Source organism: Caballeronia sp. GACF4 (genome assembly GCF_023631025.1).
Taxonomy (GTDB): Bacteria; Pseudomonadota; Gammaproteobacteria; order Burkholderiales; family Burkholderiaceae; genus Caballeronia.
In genome coordinates, this window is sequence record NZ_JALQDW010000021.1 from 191,459 (window position 1) to 210,548 (window position 19,090).

Genomic DNA, 19,090 nt, shown 5'->3' on the forward strand with positions numbered 1-19,090 from the left:
TGACGTTGCCCGACCGCTTGCAGGAAGACATGGCCACCGTCGCGCTCGATCCCGATACCGTCACGCTCGAAGGGGCACTCGCCAGCACGAGATGGACGAGCGCGCGCGTGCTTGCCGCAAACGAAGCACGGGTATGCCTGTTCACGCTGGATCGCGCGGGGCACGTGCTGGAAAGCATCGACGAATTCACGAAAGTGGACGCGGCGACACGCGATACGTTCTTTGCGCATTGTCCGTCCGCGCAGCTTGCCGCGTTGGCGGAAGCGGCCACGTCGATGTCGGATGGACGCTGCGTGATGCTGACGCTCGCGGGACGCGCCGCATCGTTTGCGCAGGCGTTCGCGCTGCGAGTCGAGACGCATGGGCGACGTGTTTTCCTCGTCGCATTGCGTGTGCTTGACGCAAGCGGCAACGGCAAGGGCTCGCCTGCAAGCCTCATCACGCTGCTGGGTGCAACGCTCGACGTGCTCCTCCAAAGCGCCTTCGATCTCGCCGTGTACGACACGCTCGTCGAAGAGCAACGCGCGATCATCGACCATATCGGCGATGGCTTGATGGTGATCGGGCAGGGCCATGTGCTACGCCACGTCAACTCGGTGGCGGGGCGTATTCTCGGCATCGATCCGAAAGCGAGTATCGGCAAGACGCTCAACGAGGTGATCGACTTCGAGCCGATTATTGGCCCGATCTTTCGCACCGGCGTGGGCTATGTGGATCGCGAGTTGATCATCGACTCTCCAGCGCGCCATCTTCATCTACTGGATACGGCTATTCCCATCAAGAACCGCTGCGGGGAAGTGGTGTCTGTCGTCAACACGTTCCGTGAGATGCGTCGTGTGCGGAAGATGGCGGGACGCTATGCGGGCAACCATGCGCGCTTTACCTTCGACAGCGTGATCGGTTCGAGTGCCGCTTTGAAGCGCGCGCTCGATGCGGCGAAGAAGGCGGCGCGCGGCGCGTCCAACGTCCTACTCTCGGGCGAAAGCGGTGTCGGCAAGGAGGTTTTCGCGCAGGCCATTCACAATGCGAGTGTGCGCAGCACGCTGCCGTTCATCGCAATCAATTGCGCGGCGCTTCCTCATGCGCTCATCGAGAGCGAACTCTTCGGACATGCGCCTGGCAGCTTCACGGGCGCGGCGCGAGATGGTCGTCCAGGCAAGTTCGAATCCGCCGATGGCGGCACGGTATTCCTCGACGAGATTTCGGAGTTGCCTATCGACGTGCAGGCGAAACTGCTTCGCGTGTTGCAGGAACGCGAGGTCACGCGTATTGGCGATACACGCGGCATTCCGGTGGACGTTCGCATCGTCTGCGCGAGCAACCGTGATCTTGCGGCCATGGTGCGGGAAAAAACCTTCCGCGAAGACCTGTTTTATCGATGCAACGTAATCGAGATCACGATTGCGCCGTTGCGCGAGCGGCGCGAAGACATCGCGGCAATGACGGCATTCTTCCTCGAACGATACTGCACGCGGATGCACAAGCCGACGCCATCGCTCTCGAAGCATGCGCTGCAACAGCTCGAAGTTCACGCTTGGCCCGGTAACGTGCGCGAGCTGGAAAATCTCGTCGAGAAGATGGTGAATTTGAACGAAGGCGATTGCATTGCGGATGTATCGCCGTTTCTGCGCAGTACGACGAGCGCGCAGCCAGGCAGCGATACGCGCAACGCTTCACGTCAAGAGCCAGTGTCGCTTCAGGAGGCCGAGCGTATTGCGATCGAGAATGCGCTCGAAGCATGTCGCTTCAATGTTACGACCTGCGCGAAGTTGCTGCGCGTATCGAAGCCCGCGCTTTACGCGAAGATGAAGCGGCACGGCATTCGTATCGAGCGGTCGCTTCGACAGCCGTTCTAGAATCTCGTTTCCAAGAGCCACCCTATGTTCCTGAGGTTCGCCTCGATTTGCTCGAGAGCGAATAACAGCGTAGCCAGCGCCTGCAGTTGTTGCGACGACTCATTACGACGTTCGGCGGCCTCTACGAAGCGCGCTTTGACGGATGCGGATGCATCGCCGAGCGGCTTTAGAAAATGCTCGCTGGGTGGAAGCGCGGCGCCGTCGCGCAGGTACGCGGCGAGTTGTTCCAAGTAGCCGCTCGCGCATTCGCCTACTGCGTTGACGCTTTCGCGCAGCAGCTTGCGCTCATCTTCGGGAAGCACCCTGCATTGCGATTCCCCGACACGATCGAGCAGTACCAGCCCATGCCACAAGGTTTCGAACGCTGTCAGCGCCGCACTGAGCGTCGGTCCTGCGCGAAAGCGCGCCTTGACGCGAGCATCGCTACTGACCGCGCGAGCGTCCACGAGATGGCGTAAAAAGCGCTCATGCAAGGCGTCGACGGATGCGCGGTTCTCTACGGCGCTCAAGATCGGCAAGGCATGCAGCAATGCGCGGCAATCGTCGATGAGATCCCCCATGATGCCGAACGCACGCGAGCGCGCCAGTTGCGGCCAGACGCTCACCGACACCACGATGCCGATGGCAGATCCCAACACGATGGCCTCCGCACGCGACATGGCGCCCGCGAAGCCTGCCGAAGGCTCGAGCGCGATTGCGGCAGCGACCACGATGCTGTAATTGGTCGTCGGGAAGATCGACGACATCAGGCATGTTGCGAGCGTGGCGACGCCTAACCGCAGTATCGCGTCGCCGGCATCCGGGAAGACATGCAGGGTCGCCAGGCCGACAACCGTACCGGCCACCGCGCCAATCATCTGACCGATGCCATGTTTGAGACTGCGGTCGAAATTAGCCTGAAGGGTGAACAGACTAGAGAAGACGGCCCAAGTCAAGCTCGTCGAGCCCATCAGCTTCATGCACGCATAAGCGAGCGCGCTTGCAATCAGAGACTGGAGACAGATGCGCAATGCATCGAACCGATCAATGCGTCGGTAACGATTCGATAGGGCGGTCACTTAGGGGCGTGAGGGCTTCGATTGAACGAAATGCGGGTTTGCCATACGGAGGAGCGCTTTATTTCTCATGCAGCGCTTGAGCTAAGAAAAAAATAGAAGCGGAAAAAACCGCGTTTATGAAGGCAGATTTTGGCGTACGCACCTTCGTATAAACAGTCGAATCTCGGGTAAATTTTTTGACGCGATGATTCCACGATATGAGAGTTCACGCCTGAGGCCACCGTCCGACATGGCCTTACGCCCAATAAATTAACAAAAGGTAAGATCTACTTAGCAACAATGACATCAAAATAAAAAAGGTACAATTTGCCCTTAAGCGGCGATTGACTAGCGTCATTTGTTCCGCTCAGACTAATTCGAACAGCCCTTTTCTTGCTTTTCTTCCAGAAAGTACCGAACGAGGGTTCACGAGGCGTGTCATTTTAGGTAATATCCTCTTATCGTATGACCTCTAAGGCAAGCGTTTGCGCTCCACAAGGTGCGTATCTGCCATGTCTTCTGCAAATCGCGGAACCACTGTGTCTCTCGGAGTCGTCAGAAGTTCCTTAGTTTTTTGATGCAGCAAGGGTTAGTCACCGCGCAACGGCCGTTATTTCCGGCATCGCGCATCGGTGATCACCATCCTTAGAGCTTCCAAGGTCGACACGCTGCCAAATAGCGCAAGTACCTTGGTTCATCCGTTAGCAGTCCTCTTTAAAGGGGGCACGAAGACATCCATCTCTAACCTCAGGGAGTTTTCCGCCCGACTTGGCGGAAGTACGAAACGATGATTAATCGACGGAAATTTCTAGCTAGCATGACCGCGCTGCCCGGAACCTATATGCTGTCCGCTTGTGGTGGCGGAGGTGTGGGCGAACTGCCGGAGTCGTCGGCAAAGGCTTCGGATGACTCCGCCTTGCCGGATTCGACTGCCAAGGCAGCAGCGAACGCGTCAGCGGATGGCACGACCATCCCTAACGGAACGTCGATCATCGATAAGACGGGAGCCGTGTGGACGCTCTCAGGCGGTATGGTCTACAAGAACAAGACCTCTGTGTCGATTGCAAACGTCGTCATGCTCCTTTGGTCGGGCGGCAAGATCTACCAGAAAAACAAGAGCAATCAGTTCTATGTTTGGTCGAACAAGTGGCTCGCATGTAACGACCCGCGCGTCGACGTCGCCGCACCGGCAGGCACCTTCTTCGGCATGAATGGTCACTGGGACTATCGCTATACGCCCGCCGAGACCATCTCTATTCTGAAGGCCTTGGGCTGTACCATGTATCGCCTCGGCAGTAACGGCACCACGCAGCAGAACAACGCCGTAGTCAAAATGGCTTCGGCCATGAATGGGACCGGTATCAAAATCCTTGCGCTCGTTCAGCAAGGCTTGACCGACGCTTCGGGCAATCTGTTCGGTAGCGAGGCAGCGGCTTACGCTACGGCCTACAACACCGGCATGACTGTGGCCGCCGCGCTCAAGCCGCACGGTGTGACCATGTACGAGTGTGGCAACGAACTCACCCGTCGCTCGCAGACCGTGCTGCATTCGAACCGTGCGGGTACGGACGTAGTGGATTTCAACAACGCGAACTGGCCCGTCATGCGCGGCGTCATGCGGGGCCTGATGGCTGGTGTGAAGGCCATTCAGCCGGACGCAAAGTGCGGCATCAACTTCTGCGTGGCGGACATCGGTGCATCGGATGCACTTTGGGACGGCATGCAGCCGGACGGTACGAGCGGGCATCCCAAGGTTCGCTGGGACATTACGACATGGCACAACTACGAGGTGTACGGCGACTTGTTTGACATCGGTTCGGACGGCGCGGGACCTCACTTCGATTTGCCGCAGTACTGCAAGGCACGCTACGGTGTTCCTTTCATGATCACCGAGTGGAACGCGAATCCCGAGCAGACCGATGCTTACCGCGCCACGTTTGTCCAATCGCGCCTGCAGTCGTTCTACAACGCACGCAAGACGCACAACATCCAGTCGACCATGTACTACGTGCTCGATAGCGGCGATCACACCTTTGGCATCATGACCAACGGCGTGCCAATCAACCCGGTGTACTCGAGCTACACCAACTTCGCCCGTGCGCGCTCTGGTGCTTGATTGCCCGCGCTAGTGACCGGAAACACAGTGGTCGAGTTCACTGTGGTTCCGGCCGGACGGCGAGCGCGCTTCTGACCGGCGCTCTCGCCGTGCGCGAGCGAAGAAAGCGCATGGAAAGTCCGCGAGACGACACCACAAGAGACAGCACAAGCGCCAGAGGTAACACGTTGGACGGCGACGTCAAGCGGTGTTCCGTGGCCGCCATGACCATCAGGCAGACCGAAGAAAGCTCCACGAAGCGAAGCGCAACGAAGTCGCGCGAGCCTCTCAAGAGCAACGATTCCTGTGCCTTCCGCTGACACCAACCCGTCAGCCTCCAGTAGAACGACAACATCAACACCAAGCCAACGATCCCGAGTTCTGCGAGGAAGTTGAGGTACGAGTTGTGCGCATGCGAGTCGCTATGATGCGTGGTGATCCGCAGCGGTTGGGCGAACAGGTGAAAGTAATTGATGTATGAGGCTATTCGATCATCGAACGATCCAAAGCCCATTCCGACGATAGGACTCTGCTCGAAGTACGCCAGCGCACGAGGCCATAACCATTCATAGCGGATGTTAAGATTCGCCACTTTCTCGTCGGGATCGCTGATCGCGAACGTGTAGCCCATGTAATTGATGTGCGGTAACGTATGCCACTGCGCCACCGCTAGCGACGCCAGGATCATCCCCGCGATCATGGTCGCCAGCACCCAGCGTTTGCGACCCAGCACAATGTAAGGCACGATCATCACGATGCCGAGCAACGAGCCGCGGCTGTAAGTCGACCAAAGCATCAAGAAGTTCGCGCCCATGAGCGCAAGCATTGGCTTGCTGGGTTTATGCATGTAGTTTGCAATGCCCAGGCAAAGCAGCATGGCAAGGAAGCCGCCCGCCGCATTTCGTGCGATGAACAAGCTCCCGTAGCTATCGCTCGGATGCTTGAGAATCGAGAGCAGTCCGGCGTGTGCCAGATAATAAGCGTAAAGCGGAGCGTTGACGCAGACCGCGAAGATATAGAAGCGGCGTAGAAGCTTGTTCAGATCGAGGTCGTGCGTGTATAAGAAGCCTGCGAGTATCGGCGCGTAAGAGATGTAAAAGTTGCCATCGCGACGATAGAATTCGAAATCGACGAGAGAAGCGGGATCATAAAATATGGTCGATATCGTCGCGAACGCGGCAAAGGCCACGAGCGGCGTGACGAACGAAGGGTAAGAGCGTCCGAAGAAACGCCACCCGTAAAGAAGGATCGGCAGAAATCCTATCGCGCTTAACGGCACGAAGTTCGTCACTGTCAGCAACAACGCAATCAGCGTTATGTAGACCATGCTGAGTCCCCTTGATTTAATGCTTGAGCTCAGGCCTTACGCCGCAGAACAAGATAGCTGAGATGCTTTTTTTCGCCGGTGCCGAGTGCGGCAGGCGTAGAAAAGCTCACGTTGATCTGACTGCCCTGACGCTTTTCGACCTGAGCCGTCGACACGGCGCCGGTAACTGCATCTACCAGCGATGCATCCAATCCGCCGCTTGCAAGCTTGCTACCATCACTCAACTGTACGGTCGATTGTCCTGGGGAAGAGCCGACCAGGACGATCAGATCGTTGTCCGAGTACAGCGCCTGAGGACTCTTGTCGTCGCTTGCCGTGACTTGGCCTGTATAGGGCGAAAGCGTGCCGCGAAGAGTCGAGCAGAGAACGATCAGTGTGCGGCCGGGGACGTTATAGGTACGTGGCGTGCCACGCTTGGTGAGTCGGAATGGATCGTAGCCGTCCCAGTGATAAATCATCGAGACATATTTGTTCGGATCGTCCCATCCGCGCTTAAGCGCCCATACCGCGAACGAAAAAAAATACTGAGGCAGGTAATGTGGATCGATCATGTAGCGGTCGCCGATCTCCGTCTGCCAGATGCCTCGAACCGTCCCAGGCTGCACGTAACGCGAGTAAAGCTTGTCCAGATCCTTGACGCTCATGTAGTGAGTGTCGAGATAATCGACATTGTCGATCATGCGAGTCTGGTAAGTGCCGCTGCGATAATCGAGCCACTTCACGTACGAATCCACGCCGCCTTGATCGGGCCAGCCGCCATAAACAACATAGCCTTTGTACTTCCTAATGATGGCCGCCGCCGGAAGATGGATCTTGTCTACATAGTCCTGCATGGCGCTGTCATAGCTGGACGAGAGCTTACGGTCCTTGTTATATCCCGATCCGTGCCAGAAAGTCGCCTGCGGCGATCCCCCCGACAAGCGCCCGGCCGCTTCATTCCAGATCTGGAAATACTTCACGTTGTACGGAGGCGCGCTGTACTTGCTAACGGCCGCTTCGACATATTTCTGCCAATAGCTCACGTCCTTAGGCGCGGATTTCGAATCGCCGTCAACGCTCGCGTTCCACTTCGGCGTATAGCCAAGATAGAGCAGCGTATGCACGCCGTTTTGATTGTTCCTTAAAATGCAGCTCGACAAGTCCACGTCGAAACCCGGACTCGTCTTCGAGACGATCATTGCGTCGCTTGAAGAATTCGGCTGACCAGGTCCCACCGAGTCACGGCCCCAAGTCAATCCCATTTCGCGCCACATACAGATGTCGGTAGGCGTCTGAGGAAAACCATTCGAGCCGATGAGGTCTGTAATGCGTCGCGGTCCGGTGCTAAGGGCTGGACAATTGCCTTGCGCTTGTGAATTCAACGCGTGAACGCTTAGCGCCGGCGCTGCGCTAACGCAGGCCAGTCGCAAAAGCGTGCGTCGCTTTTCAAATAGCTTGGAAAATGCGCTTTCTGGGATCGAAGGATCGTTAGTCAAGGTATTCAGGCAAAGAGACTGTAATGCCGCGGGCAAGCCGCGCAAGGCGGCGACGAATACTAGTCGCTAAGGCGGCTAGCATTCGCTGCAAGAAGAAACGCGATGTGCTTCGTTGCTTAGCCCGGTTGTGCCGCCGCTGCGGTGTCCGCCATGATGTAGCTATAGCTCTTGTCGCTACGGCGTATCGGAATAGCGTTGAAGACCGCGCCGAGCACGCGCGCGTCGGATCTCTCAAGCTTCTTGACCGTCTCCGAAATTTCTTTCTCACTCTGCAAGCCCGAACGCAGCACGAGTAAAGTGGCGTCGGCCTTGGTTGCAACGATAGAAGCGTCGCCCACCGCGAGCATCGGCGGCGTGTCGATGACGATCACGTCAAAGAGCGGTCTCAAGTCCCTCAATACCTCATCGAACGATGTCTTCATCAAGAGCATGGCTGGATTTGCGCCGCGCGATCCGCATGACATGAATGAAAGGCCATCCACGCCTACAGACCGTACCACCGAGTGTAGATCACGATCGCCGCGCAGTACTTCATGCAGGCCGCCAGCGTTGCCTTGACCGAATAGCGATGCAAGACGTCCACGACGCATGTCGCCATCGATGAGAAGCACGCGATGACCGATCTCCGCAAGCACTGCCGCGAGATTAGCCGCGATAAAGCTCTTGCCAGCGCCTGGTGTCGGTCCGGTCAGACAGATGACTTTGTTTGGGATATGACTGAGGTCATTGAGTAGGGGCGAGCACACCTCTCTGATCGCTTCGACCGCCGGGTCTTGCGGGTATTGCGCGGCAAGCAACGCCAGATGATCGTCACGGAACGGATCAGCGCTTCTACGTTTGGACCGGTAGGGCGCCGCAATGCCAGTTGAACGCTTGCCCGGAATTCTTGATGAGCCGGAAGGCAAGGCGAGCCGTTGGGCAGCGCTCTTCGAATACATCATCTGATGCTGGCTGAAATAGACGGCACCGATGAGCGGAACGCTAAGCTCTTCGATGTATGACGGGTCAGTGACGCCAGTCATGACGTGCTTGCGGATGAAGACCGAGAACACGCCAAAGATGAGCCCGACAAACACACCGCCACCAATCACGAGAAGTCGATTAGGTTTGACCTGATGCAAAGGCGTGATGGCGTAGTCGACAATATGCGCGCCACCTGTCGAGCTCGCACGCCGCACGGAGAGCTGCTCCGACTTCTGCACCATCCCAAGGTAAATCGTTTCGGCAACTTTGGCGTCACGTTCAAGATCGAGGCTCTGGCGCTCGGAGGACGGCATCTCGGAGAAGCGCGTGTCCAGCGTCGACATTGCGCGCTTGAGATCGTTGAGCTGATCGTCGATATTCACTATCCAGCGGCTGCTCGGCTGGAAGCGATTCAGAAGCTGAGTCCTCTCCATCTGCAAAGCTGCATATTGCTTTTGCAGTTCGATGCCACCTTGAAGATACGCTTGCGACTCTGCGGTCGGTTGCAATGCCTTGGCTCTGGAACGGTATTCGTTGAGCGCCAGTTCCGAGCGCTTGAGATCCGCCTTCAATCTCGGCAATTCCTGATTGATAAACTCCAACGTGGCGCTGTCCGAGCGTTGCTTCGCGGCCACCGCGGTGGCAATGTACTGATCGACAAGTGAGTTCGTCACTTGAGCCGCTTTCCAAGGGTTGCTGTCGAGGAATGTAAATTCGATGACGCCCGTGTCTTTAGCCATGTCCTGCACTTGCAGCAGGTCGGTGAAACGCGCTACGGCATCGCGCGAGTTATAGCGGATCAAAGTGAAGTCGGTACCCGGGCGAGCGACGATTTTCTTGATATCGAGCGATACACCGTTGGCGCTGGCCGGCTTGCCAGCGACGCCCGCAATGAGCAATTCGCCGGAGGGACCCGAAAGCTGATAATGCCCATCAGCACCTGCCGTCAAAGTGAATTTCTCTTCTTCCAGTTCATGCGGCACGTCGAACGAAGCAACCTGCAGTTGCTCGCCACCCCACGCGAATGAGCTGAGCCCAAGCCAAGGAGACGCGGGCCTTCCCGGCGTAGCCAATTTATTCGCGAGCGACCCGATAATAGGGATCTGCTTCGGAATCACGGCGACATCGAATCGATATTTTTCGATGACCGGCTGAAGCACGGATCGGCTCGTCATGACCGCCATTTCGGCGCCAGGAGACGGGTTCATCAATACTTGCGCATCCTGATTCTGCAGGGCGATGCCAAGCGCATTGGGCTCCGTTGGATCGACTCTGACCACCGCATCGCCTTGATATTGAGGCGTGGCGAGAAATGCATACGCGACCGCGATCAATGTGACGCCAAGCGCCACAAGGAGAATTTCCTTGTAATGATCTCTCATGAGAGCCAACATGGCGCGCACAGATAACTGGCCGCGCTCGTGGCTAAAATCAGGCATATGTGTGGCGACGGAGTCTTTCACGTGTATTTCCCGGAGCGTGGAACAGGATAGAAAGCTTACGAATGCCCGGTTAAAACCGGGCCGCACTATCACAAACGCGCTACGCGTGAGCGGCGATCAATCGCAAGACGAGGCTAAGCACGGTGGAACCGCGCAAACGAAGACACGTTTGACCTTGGTTGGTCGCCGCGTCTTAGACGATCTTTCTTTCAAATTAGTGACCTTCGAAATAAAGAACTCTAAATGTCACATCAGAGTCAGGCTTTAACGCCTATCGTGCCTTTGAAGAGGCTGAACCCAATTTACCTTGGGAGAGTTTTTTGGAAATGTGGTCCTCCTCACACACGTACGGAAGCGCGCTTCGCGCAAGTTGCATTGACAAAATTTGCGCGCATACGGCAAACGCATGCCAGGCGGTTCTGAACCGGCCCAAAAAGGGATAAGTGAGGCGTCTTCATCTAAAAAAATAGAACGATAAACACGACGCCTCATAAGCATTTAATAGGCATCGCCCGGTTTGCGCGAGACTGCGGGCTGAACGATAAACGGCGCGTCGTTGGTTAATTCGACGCGAACTTCGCCTACTGTCATGACCTCGCCTTTTGCCGTCTCGGATCCGTTCACGCGCACTAAGGAAACGACATACTCTCGGGTCGCGCCAGCGCCCATCTTGGCAAGCGCCTCGGTTGCGGGAAATTCAAGCTCGACGTCGCCGTGATGCGCAGCCCCGGCTATCTCGAATGGACCGAGCGTGCCAATAAAATAGGTGGATTTGGCGGTTTCGGCGTCGACCTTATCTGGCAAGTTGAGATAGACGTTATAGAAGTATCCGCCAGCAGCGCCTGCGCGCGTCAAGGCGAGTCCGTCGAAGACAATCTTGACCGACCGATAACGACTTGCAGGGACGGCTAGCGCCTGCGTTGCCGATGAGCTTTTAGCGTCCGTGGACGAGGCAATCGACTTTGCGGATAGTAAATCCTGAAGGTCTTGCGTCGAACTCGCTTCCGTCGTTACGCGAACGCTGACCGATGCTTCTCGTAGTGCCAAGCCTTTCACGCCGCCTATTGCGCGTCGTCCGGTGGCAAGCGTGCGTGCGGGTGTGGCGGCAAGGCTCACGAGTGCCGGGCGCGAGCGAAGCGGTGTGATTTGCGCCTGGACGCGAATAATGTGCGCTGCATTTGCCTGCGGCGGAAGCGCGGTAGGGCGATTGGTGTTGGCGTAATCGTAGCCAAGCGTGCGACGGTTCGAATAACAGTCGGACTTTTTGATGGTTAATCCCGTTGCATAGGTGAACGTGCCTGCCCAGTAAGCTGCAGTCGGAACAGGCATGGTTCTGCCATCAGGCAAGGCCCATGCATGCCAGAGGCGATCCACGTTTGCATGATGCAGGTAAAAAATAGGATCGCGCGGCGATTGCATTGTTGCCATGACGTTGCCGATCAGGTTGTGCACCGGATTGTGAGGCGCGGTTTCGAATTTTTCCTCGAAGGAGTTAGCGGTCCCGCGCTGAAAATTTACGGTCGTGGCGGCGAATGGCGACAGGTCCAGCGACGAGTACACATTGTTGTTTAGCCGCGGACAAAAAAGCGGGTTGCCGCTAGCCGAATCGGTGAATTCTGGTGGGATGCTTGGTGTGTGAAACCAATCCCAGTACGGCAGCGTCAGAGCGTTGTCACCGGACACGATCCGCAACTGCTTCTCCAGGTAATAAAGATATCCGCGATGCCAAGCCAAAAAATATGGCATCTTATGCGGACAGTAATTAGCATGCACGTTCGCCCAGTACAGCCAGGAATTGGGACTGCTGGCCGTCTTGTTTGCCATCATGGTCTGCAGAGCGTTAATGAACGATCCATATTGTGGCGTCAGCTTGAATTGCTCCCATTCGAGGCGTACGTATGTCGTGGTAGCCAGTGCGTTTTGTGGAAAGGGAGCCACAAGTAATGCGGACGCAGAGGCGCCCAGGAAAGTGCGACGGTCAAGTTTGAGATACGACATCAGCGCTCCATAACGTAGTTTGCCTAAGTAATGCGGGTCCGTCGAAGCGCGATCTTGGTGCGCTTTTTCGTGTCGGAAGAGGTTCAGGCAAGGGCGGATCGGACGAGCCAAGGGCTCGATCAGCCTGCTTCAGGCGGGTGGCGACTTCGAACGTTCGCGTAGCCGAGGAATTGACGTGTTGATATGAAGTTCTACTGCATTCGATGCCGTTCTGATCGTACGGTCTCGCACACGACAAAGTGTTTTCACCGAGCTTTCGACACGAACGAATTTATACCGCTGCAGCCCCGCCCGTAAGCCCGCATAGTAGGGCTTGAATTTTTCGAACTTGTGTTCTTAACCGGCTAAGCGCACCTTTGCGAATGACGCAGTGCGATAGTTTGAAGGACTTAATGGTCTTTCATGCGATTTTTCGAGCGCTGCTTAGCGCGGCTGTGTCTGTCGCTGTTTGCCGCACTCATCGCGTGTGCTCGCCCGTGACTGGAATGCGACACGTGAAACCCTTCACGCTCGAGTACATATATGGCTTCTTCGTTCCGGAAGAATTTTGCGGTTTTGTTGCTTCTTCAGGTATCGACCTACGCGGTTCCACTGCTCACGCTTCCCCTGCTCACCCGCGTGCTTACACCGGAGGGGTACGGGCGCCTCGCGTTTGCGCTGGCCTTCATTAATTATTTTATTGTCTTGACGAACTACGGCTTTGGCTTAACTGCTACGCCGCAAATCTCCGTCAACCGCGCCAATCGCGAAGAGCGCTCTCGAGTCTTCTGGTCGACGCTTTGCGCGCAGGGTGTGGTCACGATTGGCGGCTTTACCATCTTGCTGACCCTGTCTTTCGTGTTTGACCGCCTTGCACAAGATCGCGAACTTCTCCTCCTAGGCTTTGGCCTTGCCGTTGGCGCGATGCTCACGCCGACGTGGTATTTCCAGGGCATCGAAGACTTGCGCATCACGGGCGCCATTGTCTTTGCGAGTCGCGTGCTGAGCGTTCCCGCGATGTATTTGCTCGTGCACAGTCGAGACGACATTTACTGGGCAATGGGCGTCAATTCGCTCGTACCTTTGATGTCGGGTCTGACCATCATGACGTACCTTTACTTTCGTCGTGAGCTCGACTTTGTTTCCGTATCGCTGGATTCGATTGCAAAGTCTCTCAAGGACGGCTGGAGCGTCTTCCTCGCGACAGCCATCAATGAATACAGCGCGTCGAGCAACACGGTGCTGTTAGCCCTTATCTCCGGGAACGTTGCCGCCGGCTACTTCGCTGCGGGCGATAAGCTGATCCGCGCCGCCATAGGCATCATGAGCCCGCTCAAAACCGCCGCTTATCCGCGCATCAGCTATCTGATGCATCATTCGCGCGATGCGGCTTTTTCCTTCTTGAGAAAAATGCTAGCGTTCCAAGGGACGGTTGTTGCGTTGATCTCTTTGACCATCTTTACAGCCGCGCCATTAGCGGTGAAATTGCTTTACGGTCCGCACTATCAGCCTACAGTCGACGTATTGCGTCTCATGGCGTTCGTGCCGTTCCTGTCAGGTATTGCAGATGTTTTTGGCGTGCAGACCATGCTGCCCCTTGGAATGAAGTCGCAGTTTGGGCGCGTGCTTTTGGGCGCGGCGGTTCTTAACGTTGCGCTTCTGACCGTTCTATCCACTTTCTTTGCGGAACTAGGCGCCGCAACAGCGCTTCTCACAGTGCAGGCATACGTCGCGATCGCCATGGCGACAACGCTCTATATGCAGCGAGTTCCGTTCTTTTTGAAGCAGGGCGTTCCCGAATGAAGCGGCAGGCGCCGCCTCGGCGAGATAGATTGTGCGATGGGGTTGCTTTAAGCGACGTTCTTGAGAACAGGCTTAGTCAACGCAGTTTGATAGACGTCGATATAGGCATCGACCATCGCGGCAACGCTAAAACCTTCGGCGTATTGGCGCAAGCGGTCGTGCAATGACGTGTCCTGCAAGAGCTTCACGGCATCGCGGAGTTTGTCTATAAGCGTGTGCGGCTGCTCCATATCGAAGAGAAGGTTGGAGCCCGGCTCGATTACTTCCGGAATTCCACCTGTGTTTGCAGCCACGACCGGCACGCCGTGTGAGTAAGCTTCGACCGTCACGCGTCCAAAGGGCTCATTCCATTTCGATGGCACGATGAGAATGTCGATAGCTTCCAGAAATTCGCCAGGCTTCACTTGCCCCAGGAATTCGACGCGCGGGTCGGCATAGTTCTCTTTCAGCTCCCCCAGATATTCCGCATCGCCCTTACCACCGATGGCAAGCGTCCATTCGAGCGAATGATCCGCAAGAAGCTGCTCGAACAAAACCTCAAGTCCTTTTTCCGGCGAAACGCGTCCGAGCACGCCAAGCCGTACAGGGCCGCTTTCGTACTTTGAAACGCGCTTAATGGGAACAGCATCGTCCAGCGGAACATAACAATTGCTGATGACCTCGGTGCGCATTGCGCTTGGGAAGAAGCCATTATCGACGTGCTTCTGCAAGACAAATCTGCTTACGCCGACGGCCACGTCCACACTCGCGGATGCGGCACGCTTTGGTCCCGCATACAACGAGCACATGCCGCATTGACGCTCACAAGGTTTCGCACCGGAAAACATGGTGGACGTCGGGCACATGAGATAGTAGTCGCGAGCTGTATGCACTATAGGCACGTTGGCATTACGAGCCACGCGCCAGATGTCAATTGAGAGGCAGGAAAGGTTGCTCGTGTTGACTATGTCGGGCTTTTCCCGCGCAATGATATTTTTGAGCTTCCGCGACATGATCACGTTGTGCAGATCGATGGCGTGCCAGATGAGCTTGACGACAGACGAATGCTTCTTCGGTTTGTGCGGCCAATAAACATTGACCGAGCGAAGATGGTAGACCTTTACGCCGTTAAGTCTGCTGATCCGATCCACGCCGGCGCCTGTAGCGCAAACTACGCACACTTCCATTCCGGCCTTGACGAGACCCTCTGCAAGGAGTCGCGTCGATATCTCTGCCCCGCCGACGGAATCCGGATGATACAAAGTGTTCGCGATGAGTATTTTCACGGCATCCGCAGTAGTTGGTGTTATCGCTGATCCAGGAAGCGTTCCGCAAGTCATCTGTAATACTACGGTATTTATTTAATCCTTGGTAGGTTGCGTCTTTAAGTAAAGCGCACTTTCGTGGCGTTCGCCATAGAGAATTTGCGCAAGCGCATACGCAGCGCGGTCCCACCTGAACTGGTTGGCTCGCGCGTATCCGCGTTGACGATGCCACTCGCGGACATCGTGTTGTGTGGTCATCACTTCGATCTTCGCAGCAATATCAGCGGCTGAAAGCGGATCACAGTACATGGCCGCGTCGCCACAGACCTCGGGAAGCGAAGCTTCCGAAGACGTAATGACCGGACACCCGCAACGCATGGCCTCTAGCGGCGGAAGTCCGTAACCCTCATACAGAGATGGGAAAACGAGGCAAGCAGCGCTTCCATACAGCGCCTTCAATTCGCCGTCCGATACAAAACCTGCCCAAGTCACCTTATCTGATTGCGCGACGCCCTGCACGTCCTGTGCGGCGAAAACACGCGGATTTGCTCCTCCCGCCACGACAAACTTGATATCGGATTTTTTTTCGAGCAGCTTCGTAGCATCGAGCACGCGCTGCAGATTCTTGCGAGGATCCAGGCTCCCGACTAGAACGCAGAATTTCCCTTTCTCAAGCGATAGATGAGTGAGAATAGCCGGATCAGGCTCTATGCGATCCATGTGATCCGCGCCGGGACGAATAACCTCGACATGCGATTCCGCTAAGCCTAGATGGTGGCAAATGCGCCGTTTCGAGAAGTCCGATACGGTGAGAATCAGTCGGGTCTGCTTAGCGAGAACTGAGAACTTGAATCGGTACCAAAAAGAAAACTTTTTCGAGAATGCTTGAGGGACGTCGTAAACCGCCATATCGTGAATCATCACCAGTTGGCGACGTTTAAGCAACGGCCCGGTATTGCACAAGCTGATCAGTGTGTCCTGTGCCGATTCGAGCGGTAAAACGACTTGCTCCCACAGGTTTCCCTTGAGCAACCGCGGCAAACGCCATTTGCGGCTGGCTAGTCCAAGGTCTTTGGCGTCGGGTGGCACCACGAGCGGCAGATCGTTCGGAGTCGAAGCCTGCGCCTGCAACGCCCGCGTCAATTCAAATGCAACGCGTTGCACGCCTGTGATGCGTTGAGATGCAAATTTGCCATTAATGGTAAACCCCATGGACCCCCCGTCAATACTGCGAATTATTCCGGTGCGTACCGGCTACGACGTGGTACGAAGGCTTATCGTTCGGCCACGGGAATTTGTGAACTTGCATTTGTCAGACGTTCCAATTCGGCCGTCTCAGCTACTTCAATTAGAAGCCGTAAGTCCGACACGAGAACGGCGGATGACCGCAGGTTCAAGGCATCAGCGGTGTTAATCGACTTCCTAATTCGCTCCAGCGCAAATTGCACTGCTTTCATGGAAAGCTCTCCGAGGAAGATAACCATTGCTCAACGACAAGGAAGGCGAGTCCCGGACAAAATAGTCCGAGATGGAGGAGCCCAGCCCAGCGACACGTGCAGTCGGCGTCAGTGGTGCACGCGCATTGGTGTGATGAAGACACACAGGAAGTTTTTCTTGCCGCTATATTTGGCTCTGTGCGGGAAAACACTGACGTACATGCCATACAAAAAAGCAAGCACTAAGAATCGTTTTGTTTCAAAATTGAAAAACGTTGCCGCTTTTTAGATCGTACGTTCACTCTTTAATGACTCCGCGCTTTACCTTTACGCTTGGCGAAATCCCCTGATAAAATCGGCTTCATCCTTACATGTGCTTGACATCTTAAAATTGGTGGTCCCAACTAACGTTTTCGCGCAAAGGTTTGCGCGAAACTCATCAGACAGAAAGCATGCAGCTCGATCAAGCACGTCGGCCAATTAGTCTGATGAATGCGGCATAGCGTATTTGTTGTTTTTTGTGGTAAGCAGACCCGATTTCCGCTAGCTAACTGGGCACCTAATACCTGAGTACTTGATCGCATAAAGCACTTTGCAGCTGGCACGCGTTTTATCGTACTCCTCATTGGTTGAACAAGACTTTTTTCGTTTTGATGGAATGTGAGCATTGAAATTTCGAGCGCTTTGGACTTTAGTGCCCTAGACCACATTGAACCTCGTAAGCAATCTACGATAGTTAGTAGGCCTAGGACCTGTTCTCTGGAGGTGCATTCGACTGATACGCAGCATTCGACAACATCTTTAGAGCAAAGTAGGGCGCCGCTCGTCTAAGGACGATCATGCGGAAAGTCAACAGCCCTATTGGACAACGCGTCGGTGCGAACGCTCCACCGTGTGTCCGCCGTCCCGCCAGTACGAGATGCCGACGGTCTCCCTACAGAGGCACGCGGTTGGCCAATCTCGACTTGAAGGGATTTGGACTACGAACCTTCGTTCACGGAGTCGTCTATGTGGATCATCGACCGAGCGCGCGCATTCTTCGCTCTCATCGCTCGTGCGGCTTCAGTTGTCTGGGTGTTGTGCACATTTGTTTTTTTGGTCGTTCTCATGTCGCTTTTCAGCAAGTTGGAGCAGCGATCGGAAAGGTTGTCGAAATTCCGCCAAGACCGGAAGAATCGTCATCCGATGGGTGCAAACCCCTCCACCGTGCCCGCTAGCGGAAAGCTACGAGATTCGAACGAATAGCTGATTCACCTTCTAGAGCGCGTGTTGTTACGCGCCCCAAAAAAACGAGAGCGAGTTTATGCTGAATCTTCAATCGGATCTGCACGGAAATCATTTGTTGCGAGCGTTGCCACTGGAAGAATGGCAGGCGCTCGCACCCGATCTCGAGATCATCGAGTTGCGAGCGGGACAGGTGCTTTGCAATGCACATGACTCGTTTCTTCATGTGTACTTTCCGGCGTCCGCGGTCATCTCGCTGTCACATGCGTTGGACGGCAATTGCTCGGTCGAGATTGCAACGGTAGGGCGTGAAGGCATGGTTGGCGTGCCCGTTTTAACGGAAGGTGACACCATGCCCACGATGGTCACAGTGGAATGCAGCGGCACCGCGTACCGCATGGACGCGCATCTGCTGCGAGAACACTTGCAGCGCTCGCGGCTCCTTGATCGCCTTTCCATGCTTTATATCCATGCGTTCTTCACGCAGATCGCGCAGAACGCGGCATGCAATCGGTATCACTCGCTAAGCAGTCAACTCTGTCGATGGCTTCTGGTCGGGCTCGACCGGGCTTCATCGAATCAATTGCGCGTCACGCAGCAGCACATCGCCGACTTGCTGGGGGTGCGTCGCGAAGGCGTCACCGAAGCAGTCGGAAGATTGCACTCGCACGGCGTCGTGTATCAGACGCGCGGCTGCATTCGCGTTCTTGATCGCAAGGCGCTCGAAGCGCGTGCTTGCGAATGCTACGGTCTTATCAAGGCGGAGTTCAATCGCTTGCTACCGGCGACGATCACGACCCCGTAAAGAGAATGAGCTTGTCGCTTGCAAAAGAGCAGGTGCATCAACGAGCTTCAGACACCGAACAGGAGATGCTGTGATGGCCCGTGTGCTCATTCTCAATCTTGCTGCGTCATCGACGGACACCGCCGACAACGATCTAACCGTGCCGGTCGAGATACGGAACGAGGCAGGATCGGTAATAAAGCGCGTGATACTCGCGAGGGCGTGGCCAACGAGAGTCGAATTGCCGGACGACTTCGAAACGCGTGGTGTTCCAGCCGATGAGGCAAAGCCGCCTAGCGGCCTGGCCGTAATCATCGTTGCAACAAAAACATACGGCGGTCAAGAAGCACAGCGTCGGCTCATGCTCATTGGTCGCTTTAGCCAGCATACCGTCGATTTCATGCTCGACGTCTCAAGAAGTGGTTAG

General features: G+C 55.7%; 12 protein-coding genes. 5 read left to right on the forward strand and 7 right to left on the reverse strand.

The window, feature by feature from the left end; genetic code table 11:
• Positions 1-29 precede the first annotated feature (29 nt).
• Entirely contained in the window at positions 30-1,856 is a 1,827-nt protein-coding gene (locus NCR40_RS21420; protein ID WP_250510619.1) for a sigma-54 interaction domain-containing protein, read from the forward strand.
• Here NCR40_RS21420 and NCR40_RS21425 read toward each other — a convergent pair.
• Positions 1,853-2,914 (reverse strand): FUSC family protein, encoded by a 1,062-nt coding sequence (locus NCR40_RS21425; RefSeq protein WP_350029316.1) that lies wholly within the window; start codon positions 2,912-2,914, stop codon positions 1,853-1,855. The two genes, NCR40_RS21420 and NCR40_RS21425, sit on opposite strands and share 4 nt — an antisense overlap.
• A 766-nt stretch (positions 2,915-3,680) precedes the next feature.
• Between NCR40_RS21425 and NCR40_RS21430 the strand changes: the two genes are divergently transcribed.
• A complete protein-coding gene (locus NCR40_RS21430; RefSeq protein ID WP_250510581.1) occupies positions 3,681-5,009 on the forward strand; it encodes a hypothetical protein in 1,329 nt (442 codons plus the stop codon).
• Positions 5,010-5,046: 37 nt separating this feature from the next.
• On the opposite strand, the gene NCR40_RS21435 is transcribed toward NCR40_RS21430, so the two are convergent.
• From NCR40_RS21435 to NCR40_RS21450, 4 genes are all read right to left on the reverse strand, one after another.
• Positions 5,047-6,279, reverse strand: coding sequence for an O-antigen ligase family protein (locus tag NCR40_RS21435; protein WP_502800701.1), 1,233 nt, complete (start codon positions 6,277-6,279; stop codon positions 5,047-5,049).
• Positions 6,280-6,344: 65 nt separating this feature from the next.
• Positions 6,345-7,790 carry a hypothetical protein gene (locus tag NCR40_RS21440; protein ID WP_250510582.1) on the reverse strand — a complete coding sequence of 482 codons (1,446 nt, stop codon included), beginning with the start codon at positions 7,788-7,790 and terminating at the stop codon, positions 6,345-6,347.
• 116 nt (positions 7,791-7,906) lie between these two features.
• Positions 7,907-10,216 carry a polysaccharide biosynthesis tyrosine autokinase gene (locus tag NCR40_RS21445; protein WP_250468024.1) on the reverse strand — a complete coding sequence of 770 codons (2,310 nt, stop codon included), beginning with the start codon at positions 10,214-10,216 and terminating at the stop codon, positions 7,907-7,909.
• Positions 10,217-10,693: 477 nt separating this feature from the next.
• A complete protein-coding gene (locus NCR40_RS21450) occupies positions 10,694-12,193 on the reverse strand; it encodes a tyrosinase family protein (protein ID WP_250468025.1) in 1,500 nt (499 codons plus the stop codon).
• A 522-nt stretch (positions 12,194-12,715) separates the two neighbouring features.
• On the opposite strand from NCR40_RS21450, the gene NCR40_RS21455 reads away from it, so the two are divergent.
• Positions 12,716-13,975: an oligosaccharide flippase family protein gene (locus NCR40_RS21455; RefSeq protein ID WP_250468026.1), complete on the forward strand. Its 1,260-nt coding sequence runs from the start codon at positions 12,716-12,718 to the stop codon at positions 13,973-13,975.
• A 47-nt stretch (positions 13,976-14,022) separates the two neighbouring features.
• On the opposite strand, the gene NCR40_RS21460 is transcribed toward NCR40_RS21455, so the two are convergent.
• Complete coding sequence (locus NCR40_RS21460) at positions 14,023-15,240, reverse strand: glycosyltransferase family 4 protein (RefSeq protein WP_250468027.1); 1,218 nt, start codon at positions 15,238-15,240, stop codon at positions 14,023-14,025.
• A 75-nt stretch (positions 15,241-15,315) separates the two neighbouring features.
• Positions 15,316-16,431 (reverse strand): glycosyltransferase family 4 protein, encoded by a 1,116-nt coding sequence (locus NCR40_RS21465; RefSeq protein ID WP_250468028.1) that lies wholly within the window; start codon positions 16,429-16,431, stop codon positions 15,316-15,318.
• A gap of 1,527 nt (positions 16,432-17,958) precedes the next feature.
• Here NCR40_RS21465 and NCR40_RS21470 point away from each other — a divergent pair.
• Positions 17,959-18,684, forward strand: coding sequence for a Crp/Fnr family transcriptional regulator (locus NCR40_RS21470; protein ID WP_244831387.1), 726 nt, complete (start codon positions 17,959-17,961; stop codon positions 18,682-18,684).
• Positions 18,685-18,757: 73 nt separating this feature from the next.
• A complete protein-coding gene (locus NCR40_RS21475; protein WP_250510583.1) occupies positions 18,758-19,090 on the forward strand; it encodes a hypothetical protein in 333 nt (110 codons plus the stop codon).

What these genes read in the sequence shown, in the direction of transcription:
- NCR40_RS21420 (WP_250510619.1), top strand. Translation starts at nt 30, where the DNA reads ATGGCCACCGTCGCGCTCGATCCCGATACCGTCACGCTCGAAGGGGCA.
- NCR40_RS21430 (WP_250510581.1), top strand. Translation starts at nt 3,681, where the DNA reads ATGATTAATCGACGGAAATTTCTAGCTAGCATGACCGCGCTGCCCGGA.
- NCR40_RS21450 (WP_250468025.1), bottom strand. Translation starts at nt 12,193, where the DNA reads ATGTCGTATCTCAAACTTGACCGTCGCACTTTCCTGGGCGCCTCTGCG.
- NCR40_RS21455 (WP_250468026.1), top strand. Translation starts at nt 12,716, where the DNA reads ATGGCTTCTTCGTTCCGGAAGAATTTTGCGGTTTTGTTGCTTCTTCAG.
- NCR40_RS21465 (WP_250468028.1), bottom strand. Translation starts at nt 16,431, where the DNA reads ATGGGGTTTACCATTAATGGCAAATTTGCATCTCAACGCATCACAGGC.
- NCR40_RS21470 (WP_244831387.1), top strand. Translation starts at nt 17,959, where the DNA reads ATGCTGAATCTTCAATCGGATCTGCACGGAAATCATTTGTTGCGAGCG.
- NCR40_RS21475 (WP_250510583.1), top strand. Translation starts at nt 18,758, where the DNA reads ATGGCCCGTGTGCTCATTCTCAATCTTGCTGCGTCATCGACGGACACC.